This window comes from Pseudoalteromonas sp. SG45-3 (assembly GCF_014164075.1).
Lineage (GTDB): Bacteria > Pseudomonadota > Gammaproteobacteria > Enterobacterales > Alteromonadaceae > Pseudoalteromonas > Pseudoalteromonas distincta.
Map to the genome: position 1 here is coordinate 72,104 of NZ_JACJEN010000015.1, position 17,752 is coordinate 89,855.

Annotated in this window: 12 protein-coding genes and 1 pseudogene; 4 read left to right on the forward strand and 9 right to left on the reverse strand. The window is 36.9% G+C overall.

Going from position 1 to position 17,752, the window contains the following annotated elements:
- Window positions 1-318: 318 nt before the first annotated feature.
- Window positions 319-732 (forward strand): annotated as a pseudogene (locus H5126_RS15655) (sel1 repeat family protein); the annotation flags it as partial.
- 2 nt (window positions 733-734) lie between these two features.
- Here H5126_RS15655 and H5126_RS15660 read toward each other — a convergent pair.
- From H5126_RS15660 to H5126_RS15690, 7 genes are all read right to left on the reverse strand, one after another.
- On the reverse strand, window positions 735-887 hold the full coding sequence (locus H5126_RS15660; RefSeq protein WP_182721368.1) for a DUF2496 domain-containing protein: 153 nt from the start codon (window positions 885-887) through the stop codon (window positions 735-737).
- Window positions 871-1,152, reverse strand: coding sequence for a late competence development ComFB family protein (locus H5126_RS15665; protein WP_002958257.1), 282 nt, complete (start codon window positions 1,150-1,152; stop codon window positions 871-873). The genes H5126_RS15660 and H5126_RS15665 overlap by 17 nt, the downstream gene beginning before the upstream one ends.
- Before the next feature lie 51 nt (window positions 1,153-1,203).
- Window positions 1,204-2,097 carry a histone deacetylase gene (locus tag H5126_RS15670; protein WP_182693839.1) on the reverse strand — a complete coding sequence of 298 codons (894 nt, stop codon included), beginning with the start codon at window positions 2,095-2,097 and terminating at the stop codon, window positions 1,204-1,206.
- Between the two features lie 13 nt (window positions 2,098-2,110).
- Entirely contained in the window at window positions 2,111-2,719 is a 609-nt protein-coding gene (locus tag H5126_RS15675; protein WP_002958255.1) for a primosomal replication protein, read from the reverse strand.
- A 1-nt stretch (window position 2,720) separates the two neighbouring features.
- A complete protein-coding gene (locus H5126_RS15680; RefSeq protein ID WP_002958254.1) occupies window positions 2,721-3,497 on the reverse strand; it encodes a TSUP family transporter in 777 nt (258 codons plus the stop codon).
- The gene (gene dinG, locus H5126_RS15685) at window positions 3,497-5,572 is read right to left on the reverse strand and encodes an ATP-dependent DNA helicase DinG (protein ID WP_039484246.1); all 2,076 of its coding nucleotides are present in this window, start codon (window positions 5,570-5,572) and stop codon (window positions 3,497-3,499) included. The genes H5126_RS15680 and dinG overlap by 1 nt, the downstream gene beginning before the upstream one ends.
- An 84-nt stretch (window positions 5,573-5,656) precedes the next feature.
- Window positions 5,657-7,390, reverse strand: a complete 1,734-nt coding sequence (locus H5126_RS15690; RefSeq protein ID WP_182721042.1) for a tetratricopeptide repeat-containing sulfotransferase family protein — start codon at window positions 7,388-7,390, stop codon at window positions 5,657-5,659.
- Window positions 7,391-7,498: 108 nt separating this feature from the next.
- Here H5126_RS15690 and H5126_RS15695 point away from each other — a divergent pair, with 108 nt between their 5' ends.
- The 3 genes from H5126_RS15695 (at window position 7,499) to H5126_RS15705 (ending at window position 14,692) form a co-directional block, all read left to right on the forward strand.
- Window positions 7,499-9,838 carry a DNA polymerase II gene (locus H5126_RS15695; RefSeq protein ID WP_182721043.1) on the forward strand — a complete coding sequence of 780 codons (2,340 nt, stop codon included), beginning with the start codon at window positions 7,499-7,501 and terminating at the stop codon, window positions 9,836-9,838.
- 278 nt (window positions 9,839-10,116) lie between these two features.
- On the forward strand, window positions 10,117-12,981 hold the full coding sequence (locus H5126_RS15700) for a TonB-dependent receptor domain-containing protein (RefSeq protein ID WP_182721044.1): 2,865 nt from the start codon (window positions 10,117-10,119) through the stop codon (window positions 12,979-12,981).
- A 58-nt stretch (window positions 12,982-13,039) separates the two neighbouring features.
- Window positions 13,040-14,692 carry a tetratricopeptide repeat-containing sulfotransferase family protein gene (locus H5126_RS15705; RefSeq protein WP_024597658.1) on the forward strand — a complete coding sequence of 551 codons (1,653 nt, stop codon included), beginning with the start codon at window positions 13,040-13,042 and terminating at the stop codon, window positions 14,690-14,692.
- Window positions 14,693-14,738: 46 nt separating this feature from the next.
- Here the strand turns inward: H5126_RS15705 and H5126_RS15710 are convergent, their stop codons facing one another.
- Window positions 14,739-15,932 (reverse strand): DUF547 domain-containing protein, encoded by a 1,194-nt coding sequence (locus H5126_RS15710; protein WP_139015382.1) that lies wholly within the window; start codon window positions 15,930-15,932, stop codon window positions 14,739-14,741.
- 5 nt (window positions 15,933-15,937) lie between these two features.
- Window positions 15,938-17,734: a putative 2OG-Fe(II) oxygenase gene (locus H5126_RS15715; protein WP_182712749.1), complete on the reverse strand. Its 1,797-nt coding sequence runs from the start codon at window positions 17,732-17,734 to the stop codon at window positions 15,938-15,940.
- Window positions 17,735-17,752: the final 18 nt, after the last annotated feature.

The window sequence follows — 17,752 nt, forward strand, 5'->3', positions numbered from 1 at the left end:
AAGCCAGATTCGGTACTCGCATATAAAAATAATAAAGGACTAGTTATGGCTAAATGTATATCGGTTGCAGCAATTTTGGCTGTAGGTTTATTAGGTGGGTGTGGGTCCACCCCTGTTAGCTTTACAGCGACAATACAATGAAGAAAAAAGAATACAATGGTATTAATACCAATCCGCAATAATAATTAATCATTTTGCGGGGCTAAACGTGTCGCTACCTGCGTTAAAAAATTTTCATTTAGAACAACTAAATAGCGAATTTTTTGCCTAGCTATCAACAAGTTTCTCCTTCCTCAAAATAGATTACTTAATTAAGCGAATTGGTATAAAGCGTATAAAAAGGGGCTGTACGAGCAAGCTTTTTATGATTTAAAAGAGCCGGCAGCACTTGGCTATAAAAGTGCACAATATACGTTGGCATTCATGTTTTTAAAAGGCCAATACTTGGAGCAATCTACTAAACTCGGAATGGGCTGGCTAGGTGTTGCAAAAGAAGCGGGGGTTGAGAATTGGTCTGCGCAATACGATGCATTTTACAGTGCAGCGACTACGCAGCAAAAACAACAAATAGACGAAACAGTTGAGTTGTATATAACGCAATTTGGCGTTAAAGCACAAAATATGACCTGTCGGCGTTCAACTTCGCCTATGCGTACATTTGGTGAAGTTAAAATTGATTGCACTAAGCACGAAGGTAGCGTTACCGAGCACGACATACAAATAATAGAATAGAGTTATGGCTTTTCTAGCTTCTTTTCAAAGTCGCTTTTAACTATTTCAAGTGCTTTAAGTACTTCTTCTGGAGCAACATCGTGTTGCTCTAGTATCATAATTAAATCTACTGCAAGTTTCATATGTGTAGGGGCTTGATCAAGTGGACTTGTCATTTAACTCTTTCTTTTTTGATATTTGGCTAATGGCAACGTTTATTGCGGTTTGTACACGTTGTTCCATATGTATGCGTTCTGATTGCGGTAAATAAAACGCCATATCTACATCGTAGCGAATATATCGTGGCGGGAGCTGATTTAGTACCGTACAACAAAAGTCAGCCATTACATCTTCATCATATTTTTCATCAAGTTTAAGTTTGATAACTTCCTCGACTACAATCTTTTCGTAATAGTTGTGTATGTCTTCGTGTAATCGCATATTCCCACCGCTTTAAAATAATCAGTTTAATTGAGTCTATACTATGGCTTGCTATAAATCGATAGCGGCTTTAAATAGTTGTTTATGAACATTAATTAGTGAGCTCAAATTACGCTGATAACCTCCGCCTAGGCCGCACATTAGTGGGATTTGGTGTTGCTTACAAAAGTTGAGAGTAAAAAAGTCGCGTTTATATACGCCATCTAGTGATACTTCAAACAAGCCTAACTCGTCTTTTGTGTAAATATCAGCACCTGCATTATACAAAATAATATCGGGGTTATGAATACGCACGCAAAAATCGAGTGCTTGCTCTAATGTAGCAAGGTACTCAGCGTCGGTTGTTTTAGCGGGCAATGCAAAATCGTAGGTGGACTCTTGCTTATTACGAGGAAAATTTTGTTCACAATGAATTGAGCAGGTAATAATTTGGTCATGGTTTTGAGTGATTTGTGCTGTGCCATCGCCTTGGTGTACGTCGCAATCAAAAATTAAAACAGTGTCGGCTTGCTCTGTATTTATTAAATGTGCTGCTGCAATAGCTAGATCGTTAAAAATACAAAAACCGCTGCCGTAATCACTGTATGCATGATGATAGCCACCACTTAAATTAGCCGAAAAACCATGTTTTAGCGCGTGTTCACTACTTTGGATGCTTGCCCCAACTGATAGTAATGTGCGCTCTACCAATTCATTTGAATAAGGAAAGCCCATTTTTTTTATGGCTTTATTGCTAAGAGTCCCATTTAAAAAGTCATCTATATAACGTTGGCTATGACATAGCGAAAGTTGAGATTTGGTTGCTTTTTTAGGCTCTTGAAAGTGAATAGCCGAAACACCTAGGTTTTCTATTTCTGTTTTAAGTAACTTATACTTTTGAATAGGGAATCGATGACGTTCTGGGAGTATAAGGTCTGAATACAATGGATGATAATAAAGCTGCATAGTAAAGTGCGCCTTAACGCAGCTGCTGTTTTTCTACTTGTTGAATTTTATCTTCGGTGGCAGAAATTGCTTTTCTGCAGCGGCCTAATCGAGCGTGTGTGCTTAATATTTCAAGGTTAAGCTTTTGTGCTTTAGCAGGCGAGGCTTTATCCATTTGCATTTTTCGCTCTTCAATCATGAGCACTAAACGGCGTTCAAACTCATGGTTTTGTTTTAATTCGTCGTAAAGCTCATGGGATGATTGCATTATTTTTTGCACAGCTTGCTTATAAACGGTTTGCTTAGGGCGTGGTTTATAATGGCTTTTGTTTTCTTTAACCCAAATAGGCGTTGATTTAATAACATTGAATACAGCTTGTATTTGAGCTGCAATACGTTCAAGCGCGTAGGTATAAGCATGGCGATGCTCGCTTGGCGGTAACCTTGAAACTTCGTCTTCTATTTCTATTACGTAATCGACTAGGTTCATGCTTTTGGTACTAAAAACTGCGCGGTCAAACAAGCTAGGTTGTGCTTGCATGTAACGATTTTTAGAAAAAAGTTTAGCTTTATCAAATTGCTCAGCTTGTTGTTTTAGCGTTGCAACTTGTTGGCGTAGTTTATCTAAAGCCATTGAATGCATATTAAAAGTAAGCCTCGTAAATTAGTTTTAATGCTAAAAGTATAACCATAGTATTAAATACTGGGCGAATAAATTTGCTACCAAAACGTATTGCTGAATGCGCCCCAAACCATGCGCCTAGCATAATAAAAAAGCCCATTGTTATGCCAAGTAAAAAGTTTACATGGCCGAGTGCAACAAAGGTAATTAAAGATATAAAGTTAGACACAAAGTTCATTGAACGCGCTAAACCACAGTTGAGTAGCAGGTTCATTTTGTAAAGCATGCCATTAGAAGCAGTCCAAAATGTACCCGTACCTGGGCCTGCTAAACCATCAAAAAAGCCTAATGCTAAACCTTGTAGCCATTGTTTTATTTTCATCGCTTTGTTTAGTTTAGGAAGTTCATCGCCTTCGGTGGTGCTTAAATTACCAAATAAGCTATAGCCAGCAACTAAAATAATAATAATGGGGAGTAGTTTGTTTAAAAAATCGATACTTAAATGATCAACAATAACAGTACCTATCAATGCACCTATTGCGGTAGCAATAATGGAGGCTGCCCAAAACTTAGGACTAAATAAGTTCTTTTTATAGTATGTATAGCTTGCCGTTAACGAGCCAAAGCTAGCCGCTAATTTATTGGTGCCTAATGTTAAATGTGGAGGTAAGCCAGCAGTTAATAAAGCGGGTACAGTTAACATGCCACCGCCACCGGCGATAGCGTCTATAAAACCTGCGGCAAGTGCAACAGCACATAAAACAGCCCAGGTTGTTGGATCGAGTGCGAGTTCAAACATTAATAATCTATTTGTCTTTTAAAAGGTGGTAGGGTGTCGAGCATGGCTTTACCGTATCGCTTAGTAACTAAGCGTCTATCGAGAATAGTAATACAGCCTTCATCACTCTCTTTTCGCAGCAGTCTACCACAGCTTTGTACCAATTTCTTTGCGGCATCTGGCACGGTAATCGTTAAAAACGGGTTACCACCTTTGCTTTGTACAAATTCTGCTTGCGCTTCTTCTATTGGCGAAGTAGGTACAGCAAACGGAATTTTAGTAATTATTAGGTTCTCTAAATATTTACCTGGTAAATCAAGACCTTCCGAAAGGCTCTGGGTTCCAAATAAAATACTGCCTTTGCCTTCGTCTACATTTTTAGTGTGTAATTTAAGCAATGCTTCTCGCGACATCTCACCTTGTACTAATAAGTTAAAACCTTTTGTTCTAAGAAACTTTGTTACGTGGTCCATTTGCCAGTAAGAAGCGAATAGTACAAGGTTCGCTTTTTTATCATTTAGGTACTCAGGTAAAGTTTTAGCTAGGTGATCACTAAAGTCTTTATCGGTAGGTTCTACTTTAGATACCGGAATACGTAAAGTGGCTTGTTTTGGGTAATCAAAAGGAGAAGGTACTTTAATAAATTTAACGCCTTCTTCTTTAGCAAGCCCTGTTTCGTAAGCAAAGTGATCAAACGAGCCCAGTGCACTTAATGTCGCAGAGCACAAAACAGCGCCCGCGCATTCTCGCCACAATTTATCTTTTAGGTAATAACCGACCTCGATAGGGCAGTCGCTTAATAAGTGGTCGTGATGGCTTTTATATTCAAGACGTTTTATCCACCGTGCATGGGGAGCACCTTCGCCTTTTTTTGCGTAACTAAACCATAGTTTGTTTAGTTGCTCTAACCGGTTTATATATTGCCCGCTTTCGCCTAGTATTGGGTCGGCAACGTAAGGTTTTATATCGCCGTCGCTTACATCTTGGGTAAGGGTGTCGTGCATTTTGTTTAAACAGCGCAGCGCATCTTGCGTGGCTTCGCTTATGTCTTTTGCTTTACTGTGCAGCGATTGTGGAATTTCACCGTGCTCAAAGCGATAAGTATCGTCTTTCGAATATTCAAAGTCAGCATTATCGAGAATATCGCGAACTACTTTTAAATCTTTATTCGCGTCATTAATACTGTCGCAAAGTTTAAAGTTTTGGCCAATGGCTCTTTGCCCCACTAAAACCTTTGCCATTTTTCCGCTAAACTTGGTGAGCTTATCAAGCCATTCTATTGTACCTTTAATTGTTGCTGCGGCCGATGAAAAGTCGCGTGTTATATGTGCTAAATGATGCGCTTCATCAATTACATAAATGGTGTTGTCGGGCTCGGGTAAAATTTTACCGCCGCCTAGGTCTAAATCGGCAAGTAATAAAGAGTGATTAATTACCAGCACATCCATTTGCATTAATTGATTACGAGCAAGCTGAAACGGACACGTTTGATGGGCCTTCATTTGGCGTTGGCATGAATGTTTATCGCACGCTATTAAGTTCCACACTCTATCGGGTACGGTATCGGCCCAGCTGTCTCTATCGCCTTGCCATTTTTTATTCACATATGCGTTATATAGCTCATTCAAACACTTGGTTTCCATTGCGCTCAATGGTGAAGTAAGCGTTGGCATAAAGTCCATTTGTGTTTGACTATCGCCGTTTACAGCATTATGTAATTTGTGAGCGCAAATATAACGATGGCGACCTTTTACCAAATCAAATTTAAAGTCGAGGCCTGAATGCTTTTTAAAAAATGGGAGCTCTTTTGCTATTAATTGTTCTTGCAGTGCAACGGTTGCGGTAGAAATAACTAGCTTCTTTTTTTGCGCTAAGGCAAGAGGCAACGCGCCTAAACAATAGGCAAGAGACTTACCGGTACCGGTGCCTGCTTCAATTACGCAAATGCGCTGCTTTTTATGGTATTCGCCAGCAAGTGTTTTTGCTATTTCGGCTACAAGATAATTTTGACTGCTACGAGGGCGATAATCTTTTAGGTTACTAGCCACATGCTGGTGTACTTGCCTAATTGTTTTTTTTAGTGAGTCAGAAAGCATGGGATGATTTACCTAAAGTATGTATATAATTACAGTGCTATGGATTTTAGAGTTATAAGAGTGTAACTACAAGCAGCTTGTTTACTAATTTAGCCTATTAAGCAGTGGCGTTAGATGATTTGCATATTTTTTCCAGTCAGTCAGCGCTTCTTTGTAAATTGGCTTACGTACTTGTTCTGAACTGGGAGTTAAAACAGGGCGTTGGTTATTATAAAACTCATAACACGCTTGCTCTACTACTAAATTGCAATGTTCAAATAAATCATTAACCGTTTCAGTGAAGTTGTTTATTAAGCTTTCATAATTAATTGTATATATTTCGTCAGGATATACGCTATGCCAATGTGTCATCAGCTTATAATATTCATTCATGTAGTGAGCTAAATCTTCCTGATCGTAGCTATAACTATGGCCTTGTGAAAATGAGTGCTTATAAAGGCTCCATGCAGTCGCTTTTTTATCTCGTTGTACATCGATTATTTTTGCATTAGGGAATAAAGTTTTGATAAGAGCAATATGTTGAAAGTTGACTGGTTGTTTATCAATAAAGTAAGGCTTGTTATTGCGAAAAGGTTCAATGAATTTTAAGTAGCGTTTGGCTAATGTTGCCAAGTGCTCTTGAGTCAAACTATTTAGCTTATAAGGTACGTTGCTTTTTATCTGAAGGTTTTCTAACTCTACTGCAATAGAATTGATTTCTGATAATTCATAGCTAGCGTCAACATGGCTATGCGATGCCAGTATTTGCTCAATAAGTGTAGAGCCACTTCTAGGCAAGCTTACAATAAATATCAGCTGGACTTCATTTTCGGTTGAGGAATGTACTGTATTGGCTACTTTTTTGGTTAGGTATTTTTTACAGCGCTCATTAAAGTCATTAGTAATGTAAGGGGTAAGTGACTTTTGTAAATCGTTACTTATTCTTAGCTGCAAAAAGGCATCTTCGTATCTGCTATGTTGTTCATATGCTTTAGCTAAAGCAAAGTGAAGTTGTGCTCTATTTAATTTATTTGAGTCTATTGTTATCTGCTGTTCTAAATTAGCTATATTGAGCTGAGTGAAAGTATATGTTTTTAAGTTTGCTAAGTTCCAATAGGCTTCGCCGATATGGGGAGCTAGTTTTATTGTTTTGCAATAGTACGCAATAGCACTTTGGTTATTGCCAATTATCTTTTCTATGTTTCCAAGTCTTAAATTGCAATATGCGGGGTAATAATTTTTATTTAACAAAGATTGGTAATTTAGAGATGCATTTTTGAAGTCCATCATTTTTACATAGGCAGCAGCGAGTAAACTTTGGGATTTTGGTAGTAAAGTAACTAATGTGGTCGACCTATTATAAAAGGAGATTAGTTCTAAATATTGCTTTGTATTAAATAATGCTTCAATGTGCGCATCATAAGCGGCTGATTTTGTGCTATTTATATTTATATTATGAGAAGTAATAGCCAAATACGTTTTTAAGTCGTTTGCCTGAAAAGCTATTTTACTTAATAACACTAAAACACGGTATTCATTCGCTACAAGCTTGAGCAACTCATGGGCAATGTTTTCTGCTGGTTTTAATTCTTTGTTTAATAGATGCTGATTCGCTTTATCTAAACGTTGGTTAAACCAAGCAATCATCTCATATTGTTTAATGGCTTGTTGGTATTGCTCTTGCTCTTTTAACTGTCGATGTACTTGGGCTAATACTTGCCAAGCTTGATGGTGCTCTGGTGCAGTTTGAATTAAAGATAATATTATTTTTTTGGCTTGTTGAAGCTTGTTTTGTTGAAGGAGATTATTAGCGTGTTGGATAATTTCAGAAGGGCTCATTGAATGCTCATATTATTTTTTCTTAAGACTAACTTAGAAAGAAATAAAATATAACCTGCTTTACAAATTTTATTTTTGTCGTTTTTTATTACAAGGCTTATTTCATTAATGCACTTAGACTCGGGGTTTATTCTCTCTACAGAAACAGTTGATTCACCTTTGGGCGTAAGTTTTGTTATTTGGCTTTTAACAGAAAAAGGGCCATTAAAAGCAATTAGCTTACCAGAGTCAGTTGTTTTTTTTATCAAGTTAAAGGATAAAGCGACGGTAGAAAAAGTACTGCGGCTCTCAGATGTTTCTTTTGAAATTGTCCCTGTAGAATTAAAAGATTTTCAGCAGGGGACTGTGGCTGGTTGCTACTTTAAATCACTTAAACATTACTACAATGCGTTAAAAGCTCTAAGCGCAGAGGGCATTGTGACATACGAAGATGACATACGCCCTATAGATCGCTTTTTAATGGAGCGATTTATTAAAGGCTCCACATGGGTGAGAGGAGATATTACACATAAAGACGGATATAGGCTGTTAACCAATTGCCAATTTAAAAATAACCCAGATGTAAATCCTAAGTTTAAAACAGTTTCTTTAGACATCGAGTGCAATGGAGAAGGGGTATTATTTTCCATTGGTTTGGTCGGTCATGGCATTGATTGTGTATTAATGATTGGCAGTCCTATTAAATATAGTGATGCAATTGAAATAATATGGTGTGTTGATGAAATCGATCTTTTACAAAAATTACAGCACTTTATAGCAAAAACAGATCCAGATCTTATTATTGGTTGGAACGTCATTGAGTTTGATTTTTCTGTTCTTCACTCCAGAGCTGAAACTCTAGGTATAGAATTGCGTCTTGGACGTAATAACGAAAAAATAAAATTACGAGTAGGCCATTATACTCGATTAACTATACCAGGAAGAGTTGTTATAGACGGTATAGACACGTTAAAAAATGCGACCTACCACTATGATAGCTTTAGCCTGTCAAATGTAGCTGCTAAGGAGCTTGGTGAGAAAAAGTACATCAGTTCAAGTGACCAGCTAGCAGAAATTGAACGCCAATTTAATGATAATAAGTTATCCCTTGCGAAATACAATAGACAAGATTGCGTACTGGTTCTACGTATTTTTAACAAATTAAATTTACTTGATTTTGCTGTTGTTAGGAGTCAATTAACGGGGCTTGAACTTCATAGAATGGGCGGTTCAGTCGCTTCATTTGTTAACCTTTATCTGCCCTTACTTCACCGAAGTGGTTATGTTGCACCTAATTTAGGAGATCATGGCTTAAGTTTTGATAGTCCTGGAGGGTATGTAATGTCTTCAAAACCGGGGTTTTATAAAAATGTACTTGTACTCGACTTTAAAAGCTTATATCCATCAATTATGCGTACTTTTTGTATAGACCCTCTTGGTTTAATTGAGGGGTTGCTCAATCCAAAAGATGCAATTCCAGGATATAATAATGCACTTTTTTCAAGACATAAAAATCATTTACCAGCCCTTATAAAAACTCTATCAATAACAAGACAAGAAGCAAAAGATAGCCAAAAACCTATGTTATCGCAGGCTATAAAAATTATTATGAATAGCTTATATGGAGTGCTTGGTTCTCGGGGATGTCGCTTTTACGATCCACGTCTTTCAAGTTCAATCACACTACGTGGGCACGATATAATGCAAACCACAAAAAAATGGATAGAGGAGTGTGGGTACAATGTAATTTATGGCGATACAGATTCAATATTCATTACTTTGGATGACGGTTTGAATACGCTTCAATGCGATGAAATCGGTAAACAATTAGCTATTAATATCAATCAACAGTGGGTACAAGAAATTAGTCAGAAACACGACTTAGAGAGCTTTTTGGAGATTGAATTTGAAACCTTATACAGTCCTTTTTTTATGCCTACAATTAGGGGGAAAACGATGGGCTCTAAAAAACGATATGTAGGTCAAAAAATTAATAAAAATCACAATGAGCTAGTATTTAAAGGTGTTGAAGCAGTTCGAAGTGATTGGACTGAGTTCGCTCAAGAATTTCAAGTAGAGTTGTTTGAAACTTTGTTCAGTAGTGACTATAAAATAAGCCTTTTAGAGGAGTTAGTTAATTCTTACTCTAGGCGTTTACAAAATGGAGAATTTGACGATAAATTAATTTATAGAAAAAGGTTAGGACAAAATTTAACTGAATATAAAAAGAATATTCCACCACATGTCCAAGCAGTTAAAAAATATAAAGCCCAGAACCCAAACTTTGAGGTGAAACGAGGGCAAATTATAGAGTATGTTTACACATTTGATGGACCAGAGCTCAGTGATACAAATAAAAGACTGAATTATCCTTTGTATATAAAAAAACAATTAGACCCAATAGCCGAAATGATTTTTAGTGCTATGGAAGTGACGCTATCAAAGAGCACTCAAACCTCTCTCTTTTAAGTTACCGTAAGCTAAAAGTTAACCTTTGTGAATTCAATCCCCCCTTTTTTATAATTTCCCTTAATGCAGTAATGGCGCTATTTAATAATACCAATGTAAATTTTTTGATTTTAAAATTGTAATGCTTTAGCTTTGAAAGTGTTGGTAATTAACAATAAGTTAATTTTATGTTGACCGCATTGTATTGCTGGTATTATCATAACGTATGATTACCATTTATTAACAAATGGTAATCAAGCAAAAAATATAAAAAATATAAAGTATTCTGGGAGAATCGAATGTTAAATAATAAAGTTTCAAAAGCAGTTCGCTTAGCGATAGCTTTCGGTACAGCTTCAACAGCTGCTTTTTCAGCAAGTTCGTTTGCTGCTGATGAAGAAAAAGTTGATAAGGTTGAACGAATTGAAGTTACTGGTTCACGTATCAAACGTACAGATATGGAAACAGCTAGCCCAGTGCAAGTAACAACTGCTGAAGAAATTGCTGTTGCAGGTTTTACTCGTGTTGAAGACATGATGAATAGCTTACCGCAACTAGAAGCGTCTAATACTTCTTTCCAATCAAATGGTGCTTCGGGAACTGCAACTCTTGATTTACGTGGTATGGGTCCTCAGCGTACTCTTGTTCTTGTAAACGGTCGTCGTATGCAAGCTGGTGGTATTTACACACAATCAGCGGATATTAACCAAATTCCTGCCGCGCTAATTAAACGCGTAGATGTAATGACTGGTGGTGGTTCATCTACTTACGGTGCAGACGCTGTTGCTGGTGTTGTAAACTTTGTAATGAACGATCAGTTTGAAGGTTTTGAAGTTAATGTAGGTACAACTGCTTACCAACATAATAACGATAATGAATACATGCAAGGCCTAATGGATGATGCTGGCTTTGAATATGAAGAAGGTAATACGGGTCTTGATGGCGCGTCATTTGATTTTGCAGCGACCCTAGGTGGTGCATTTGATAGTGGTAGGGGTCATGCAGTAGCTTACTTTACTTACAACAGACAAAATGAATTACGCCAAGGTGCACGTGACTACTCATCTTGTGCTCTAAATGCTGCTGGTACAGCTTGTGGTGGTTCAGGTAATGCTGTTAACCCTAACTTTTATATCTCAGCTCCTAACGCTGACGGTGTTGTAGACTTTGGTGAAGGCCAGTACGAATACTGGACTCTAGGTCAAGATAGCAGCTTTATTCCTTCAGTTGGTAATACATATAACTACGCGCCAATTAACCACTTTATGCGTCCTGATGAACGTCATACATTAGGTATGTTTGCTAACTACGAAATCAATGATAGCTTCCGTCCGTTCATGGAAGCAATGTTTATGCGTAACCGCACTACAGCGCAGATTGCTGAGTCTGGTACGTTCTTTAATGATAATTACTCAATTGATTTTGATAGCCCATTATTAAATGATACACAACGTGCACAACTAACTGAGCGCTTTGGATTGACTTCTGGTGATCAGTTTGCAACTTATATTGGTAAGCGTAACGTTGAAGGTGGCCCTCGTGCAGACAGCCTTGAACATAACTCTTTCCGTTTAGTATTAGGTAGTAAAGGCGAAATTAACGACCTTTGGTCTTACGAAGCATTTGCTCAATACGGTTCAACTTCATCTTCTTCAGCATATGAAAATGATTTCTTTGGTCCGCGTATAATCACCGCTTTATCAGCAAATGGTGAAGATTGTAGCGCGACTTCTGGTTGTATTCCGTACGATGTTTTTCAGTTTGATGGTGTAACAGAAGAAGCTGCACAGTCACTTACTGGTACGGCAATCTTGAACGGTGTTACTGAGCAATTGATTGTAAGTGGTTTTGTTACTGGCGAATTCGATTTCTCACTTCCATCTTCAGAGTACCCAGTTGCTGCAGTATTTGGTGCAGAGTATCGTGAAGAAACATTCAGTAGAACAGCTGATGAAGTATATGCACAAGGTCTATTACTAGGCCAAGGTGGTACTACTAAGAGTTTAAATGGTGGTTATCAAGTACGTGAAGTGTTTGGTGAGCTTAGCCTACCAATCGTTGAAGATTTACCATTAGTTGAAAGTTTACTTGTTGAATTAGGCTACCGTTGGTCAGACTATAGCACTTCAGGTGCTGAGCCGACTTATAAAGTGGCAATGAACTGGGATGTAACTAGCGATTGGAAAATTCGTTCAAGCTACAATCGTGCAGTTCGTGCAGCAAACAATGGTGAGTTATTTGCTCAACAAAGCACTGGTTTATGGGCCGGTACTGATCCATGTGCTGGTACACCAAGCCTAACAGCTGCTGAGTGTGCAAATACAGGTGTTTCTGCAAGTCAGTATGGCAATGTAGGTAAGAGCCCTGCGGATCAATATAATGCTCTGTTTGGTGGTAATCCAGATTTATCTCCAGAAATTGCTGATACTATTACTTTAGGTGTTGTTGGTAACCCATTTGAAAACTTCAACTTCTCAATCGATTACTGGGATATTGAACTTGAAGACGCGATTGGTAATATTGACCCAGAAATTCTAGTTACACAATGTGGTAAAAGCGGCGCGGCTGTATTTTGTGATAACGTAGACCGTACACCTGGTAGTGGTAGCCTTTGGATAGGTTCTGGCCAAGTTGTTGCTACAAATACTAACTTAGGTAATATCCATTACGAAGGTATCGATTTAAGCGCAAACTACGATATGGAAATTGCTGAAGGTACATTAAAAACTAGTATCATTGGTACCTACATGTTAACTAAGGAATTTGATAATATTCCTGGTGTAAGTGAAGTATATGACTGTGTTGACTCATTAGATAACGGTTGTTTCCCTCAACCAGAATGGCGTCATGTTGTATCTGCTAGCTACGACACGGGCAGCTGGTGGAGAGCTACTGCTAAATGGCGTTTCTTCAGCGGTGTAAACGATTACACTGGTGCTGATACATTAGTACAAGACGACGGTATTAGCTCACAAAGCTATATTGACCTTAAAGGTACATTTACTATTAATGATTACACGTCTTTATTAGTAGGTGTTAACAACGTTATGGATAAAGAGGCACCTCTAGTTGGTGGTTCATTATCAACAAACGCAAATGCTATTGCTGGTTACTACGATTCGTTAGGTCGTTACTTCCATGCGAGCCTTTCATTAAAATTCTAATTTGAATTAATTAATGTATATTAAGCGAGCTTAGGCTCGCTTTTTTTATGGGGAAAAAATGAAATCGGTAAAAGAAAGTTTACTGTTTGCAATACAGCAATTGAATAGTGGAAAGATTGTGGCAGGAAAAGCAACCCTAGAAGGTTTATGCGACAACCCTGAAGTTAATGAGCAAGCTTTAGCTGTATTGTTTAAAGTAGCTATGAATGAAGGAGATTTACTAAAAAGTAAGGAAGTTTGTAGAAGACTCATTTCAATAGTCCCCAAAAAATTCGATTATGTAAATACTCTTTGTCAGTTATATGCCGCCAGTAATGAATTCTCTTTAGCAATAGACTTACTTAAAAAATACACTGAAATAGTACCGGATAGCGCAATGTCGTATTTTCAATTGGGTGAAATGGCAAAAAAAGATGGCAATGGTATTCTTGCAAGTACATCTTTCTTAGCAGCTATCGAGCTTGGTTACCACGACATATATACCGCTTATGTGGAGTTAGCATCCGTCTACTCTGAGCTTTTAATTGATTATGGGACTGCGACTAATTATTTACAGCAGGCAATTACAGTTGAACCAAATAAAATTAATGCCTATTTTAATCTTGCTAATATATATGAGCAGCTTGGTGATAAGCAAAACTGTTTAAAGAGCTTTAATCAGGTATTAAAGATAAATCCTTTATATGGTCTGGCGCATGCGAGAATTGCTGATATACAAACATTTAATAAAAAAGAAGCGTTAGAATACGAACTAAAAAGCCTATCTATTTTAGAAGCTACAGAAGATGATGTATTAAAAGCTGATATGTATTATGCGCTTGGGAAAGCCTTTGACGATAGCAAAGATTATGAAAAATCATGGTCTTATTATACTAAAGCCAATAGTTTTAATCGAAAATATATCCCGCAATACAACAGGGTTGATATCGAACATCAAGTAAGTAACACACTAGCAAGAGAGCTTAGTAACGTAAAAAGTAAGACTGGCGATATTTTTCCAATTATTATTTGTGGCATGTTTAGGTCTGGTTCAACCTTAATAGAACAAATAATTTGCACTTCTGAGGTGATTAGCAATGGAGGAGAGATTGATTACTTGCATAAGCAACTATTCAATCTAATTGATAAGCCTAAAGTGCTGTCAAGCACGGTTAACTCAACATTATTTCAGCAAGGTTATGAGAAAGAATTAAAGTTAAGAGCGGGAAAAAGTAGTCTTGTTACTGATAAACGGCCTGAGAACTACTTATACATTGATATAATTAAAATGATGTACCCTGAAGCAAAAGTTATTTGGACACAGCGCGATATTAGAGATAACAGTTTATCAGCTTACTTTCAACATTTAGGCCCAAGTTTGAATTATGCGACCGCACTGAATGATACAGTGCACTATCATAAAGCGCAGCAGCGTGTTAAAGCACATTGGCTAAAAAAGTATCCTAATGATATTTTTACAGTCAATTATGATGAACTTGTTTCAAAGCCCGAGGGGGTATTATTGCCTCTGTTCGAATTTTTAGGCGTAAAATATCAAGGTGAAAGCGGTTTATTTCATCAACAAAAAAATATTGTAAGTACTGCTAGTGTTTGGCAGGTGAGAAAGCCTCTTTATACATCTTCATCGGGAAGATATAAAAATTTCAGTAGATATATTAAAGAAAGCTTATCTATTTCTGATTTTGAAGAGTTTAATAATGTATTAGATTAATCACTGAGAGTATTCAGCACTCAATAGAGCGCTGAATACAATTTAATTATTTAGTGGGTAAGTCTTTTATTTTAACACTACTACTATTGATTTTTTTCTTGAGACGAAGCTGATTAATTTTGTCTAATACAGCAGGTGAAAAGCGAGATTGAGAGCTAACTTTAGAGGATAACATATCGCTTAGGAAGCTAAGATTCATAGCGCCTGCACCAGGCACGTTACTATTGCCTACTACAGCATTTAGTAAGGCCGCTTTGTTGGTGGCATTACCCTCACCAAATGAGCGCTCAGTGCCGTATATGTCGGTTACATTCCAGTCCTCAATAGCTAGAATTAATTCTTCCGAATCTTCTACTTGTGAGTTAATAGAAGAATCAGAATAGTTTAAAATATGCTTTAGTAGATCGTTCTCAAAGTCAGGAAATAAAATTTTTGCTTGATCATAAAAAATAGAAACGTTTAGACGATTTCTTTTAACTTGAACGCCTCGGTTGGAGTTTACAAACTCTTCAGCATTACCTGAAAGTTGTTTATATACCTTATCAGCTGTGTAAGCTTCGTTACGTAAATTCGGACTTCCGATTATCCCTTGATAGAAGCCATACATTACTATTTTCTTATTCCCAAATTTCTTAAAAACGATATCATGTTGAATATTATTAAGTGACAAGGTATGGCCTGAAACATTTATAAATTTATCGTTTAGTATTGAGCTTTCACCTTCGAGTAATTTTTTTGCATTTCGAACTGGGTAATGTTCAATTAACTTTTCAATAATGGCTGTATTATATAAGTTTAGCCAATAAGCTAATTGCTCATCTAAGGTTAATGCGTTTAAAGGGACTTCTTCAGGTACTTTTTCTAGGCTTTGGCGAATTACTTTAAAACCTAGCTTAATATCCGATTTTACAACTTCTTCGAAATAAAAGCGGTTAGCCTCTAAAGCCGTATCTCTGTCTCTATTAGACCGTAACCTTGTGCCATTACCTACTATTGGTTTTAGAATAGTCCTATCAGATAAGCCCATGTCAATAACGGTTAACTCTAGAAGTTGGTCTAGGTCTTCATAAGATATGCTTATATCCCTATTTAAGCCAAAATCTGAAAACTCTTCGGGTAAAGAGAATTCTTCAGCTTTCACTGGAATAAAAACAATAGCGATTATAAGTAGCAAGCATTTTATCATGATCAATCCTTTGTTTTTGTTTATTTTTATAGCACTAGTTTGAATTTCAATCAACTAGATTAACCAATTGGCATAATATCGCTAGGTATTGTTAAGCGAGGTCTATCGCTTTTAAGCTCATTTGTGCCATGCCAAATATAGCTAGGAAAAATGATAATTTGTCCACTTTCAGGGCATATCTCGCGATCTATTGATTCTCTTTTTCCTAGATCAAGACATGTTTCTCCTAACTTTAACCAGCCATTTTTAAGTGGATCATTTTTACTCATTTCATCAGGTATAGAAATATAGCTGGGTGCTGACAACCAACCGTGAGGATGAATATGATTGGCATGATATCCTCCATTTTCTAGTTTTACTGACCAGCTGCCTTTGGCAGTAAAGTTTAGGCTATTTCTTGCCGTTAATGGGTGCATACTATCTGCTGGTAAATCATTTAAGTAAGTAGATATACATGACTCCATTGACTGCTTAAATAATGAGAGTAACGTATTTGAGCGATAGAGTAAGTGTCCTTCAGTTTGACTTCCTCTTCTAACACTTTGGTCAAGCGGGTCTTGTTCTTTAGTGTGTAGAGTAAGTAATAGTTCCTTGAGTTCCTTCCCAAAAGAGTCAAACGACTTGTAGCCTTTAGGCGTAGGTAGAGCCATTGTTTTAACAAACATATCGTAATTAGTTAACCAATGATATTTATCGTCTTTAGCTAAGCGCCAAGCTGTGGATAAATAAGCCCAGATTTCTTGATTAAAAGGGTTGTGTTTAACTGCAGTGTTTAAGTGCAATATTGCTTTTTTATATTCAAAATTTTCAATACAGTAGTTTGCCAAATCTACACTATATCTTGCTGATTGGGGAGCCTGTGATACAAGCTCATCTAATATAATGAATGCTTTATCACTTTGCCCATGCTTACCTAAAATGATGCCATGAGCATGTTTTATGTCTAAGTTATCAGGGAAGAGCCTAATTGCTTGTGAAGATACATCAAGGGCTTGATTAAAATCTTTAAAATGTAAAAGCTGAGCTAGTTGTGATTGAACTAGTTGTGGGTTTTTAGCATGATTTAAGAATGTACTATTGTAGGAGCTCATAAGGGCTGATTTGTTTGCACGATCCCAGTATAATTTATTTAAACACTCATGCGCAGGTATATAGTTAGGAGCCTGTTCAAGACATCGTTTTAAATACTGCTCACAGAGCTCAAACTTTAGTAAATCATAGTAAGTACAGCCAATCAAAAAGTTAACCTCGGGGCTATACTTGTTCTGCTTATCGCTTAGCATTAAAAATATATCTAAAGCATTGTCAAATTTACCCATATTGCGAAAATTACAAGCACGTTTATATTTAAATAAAAATTGATTTTTTAAATCGGCAGGTAAAGACAGATAATAGCTTTCAACTAATTCTAAGTCACCCAAACGTTCTAGTAATTCAAGCTTTAACCAGTGATATCTCTCTTTTAAGGTTTCATCAGATACGGTTTTAGAAAGTTCCTTTTTTGCTTGTAACAACTGGTTGGTTTTGATCAAGCTTTCTATAAAATTCAGAGATACCTTTTTGCTTAATGCCAAATATCTTGTGTTTTTTAAAAAGTTTAAACATAACGAATGTTTAGCAGTTCTGCACAGCAAGTTTGTATAGTTTTCAATTAGAGGGAGGGATGAAGGAAACTTATTTACTGCGTAAGAATATGTTTGTTCGGCATTTTCATTTTGGTTAAGTGCGCTATATGTAGCGGCAAGTAAAATATACCAATCAACAGTTTTAATATCACATTTGTTTAAAAAAAGAATAGCTTGGTTATATTGGCGTGAATTATAAGCAGCGAGCGCAGAGTTAAGAAAGTTAGACATAAAACACCCTATTTTTCG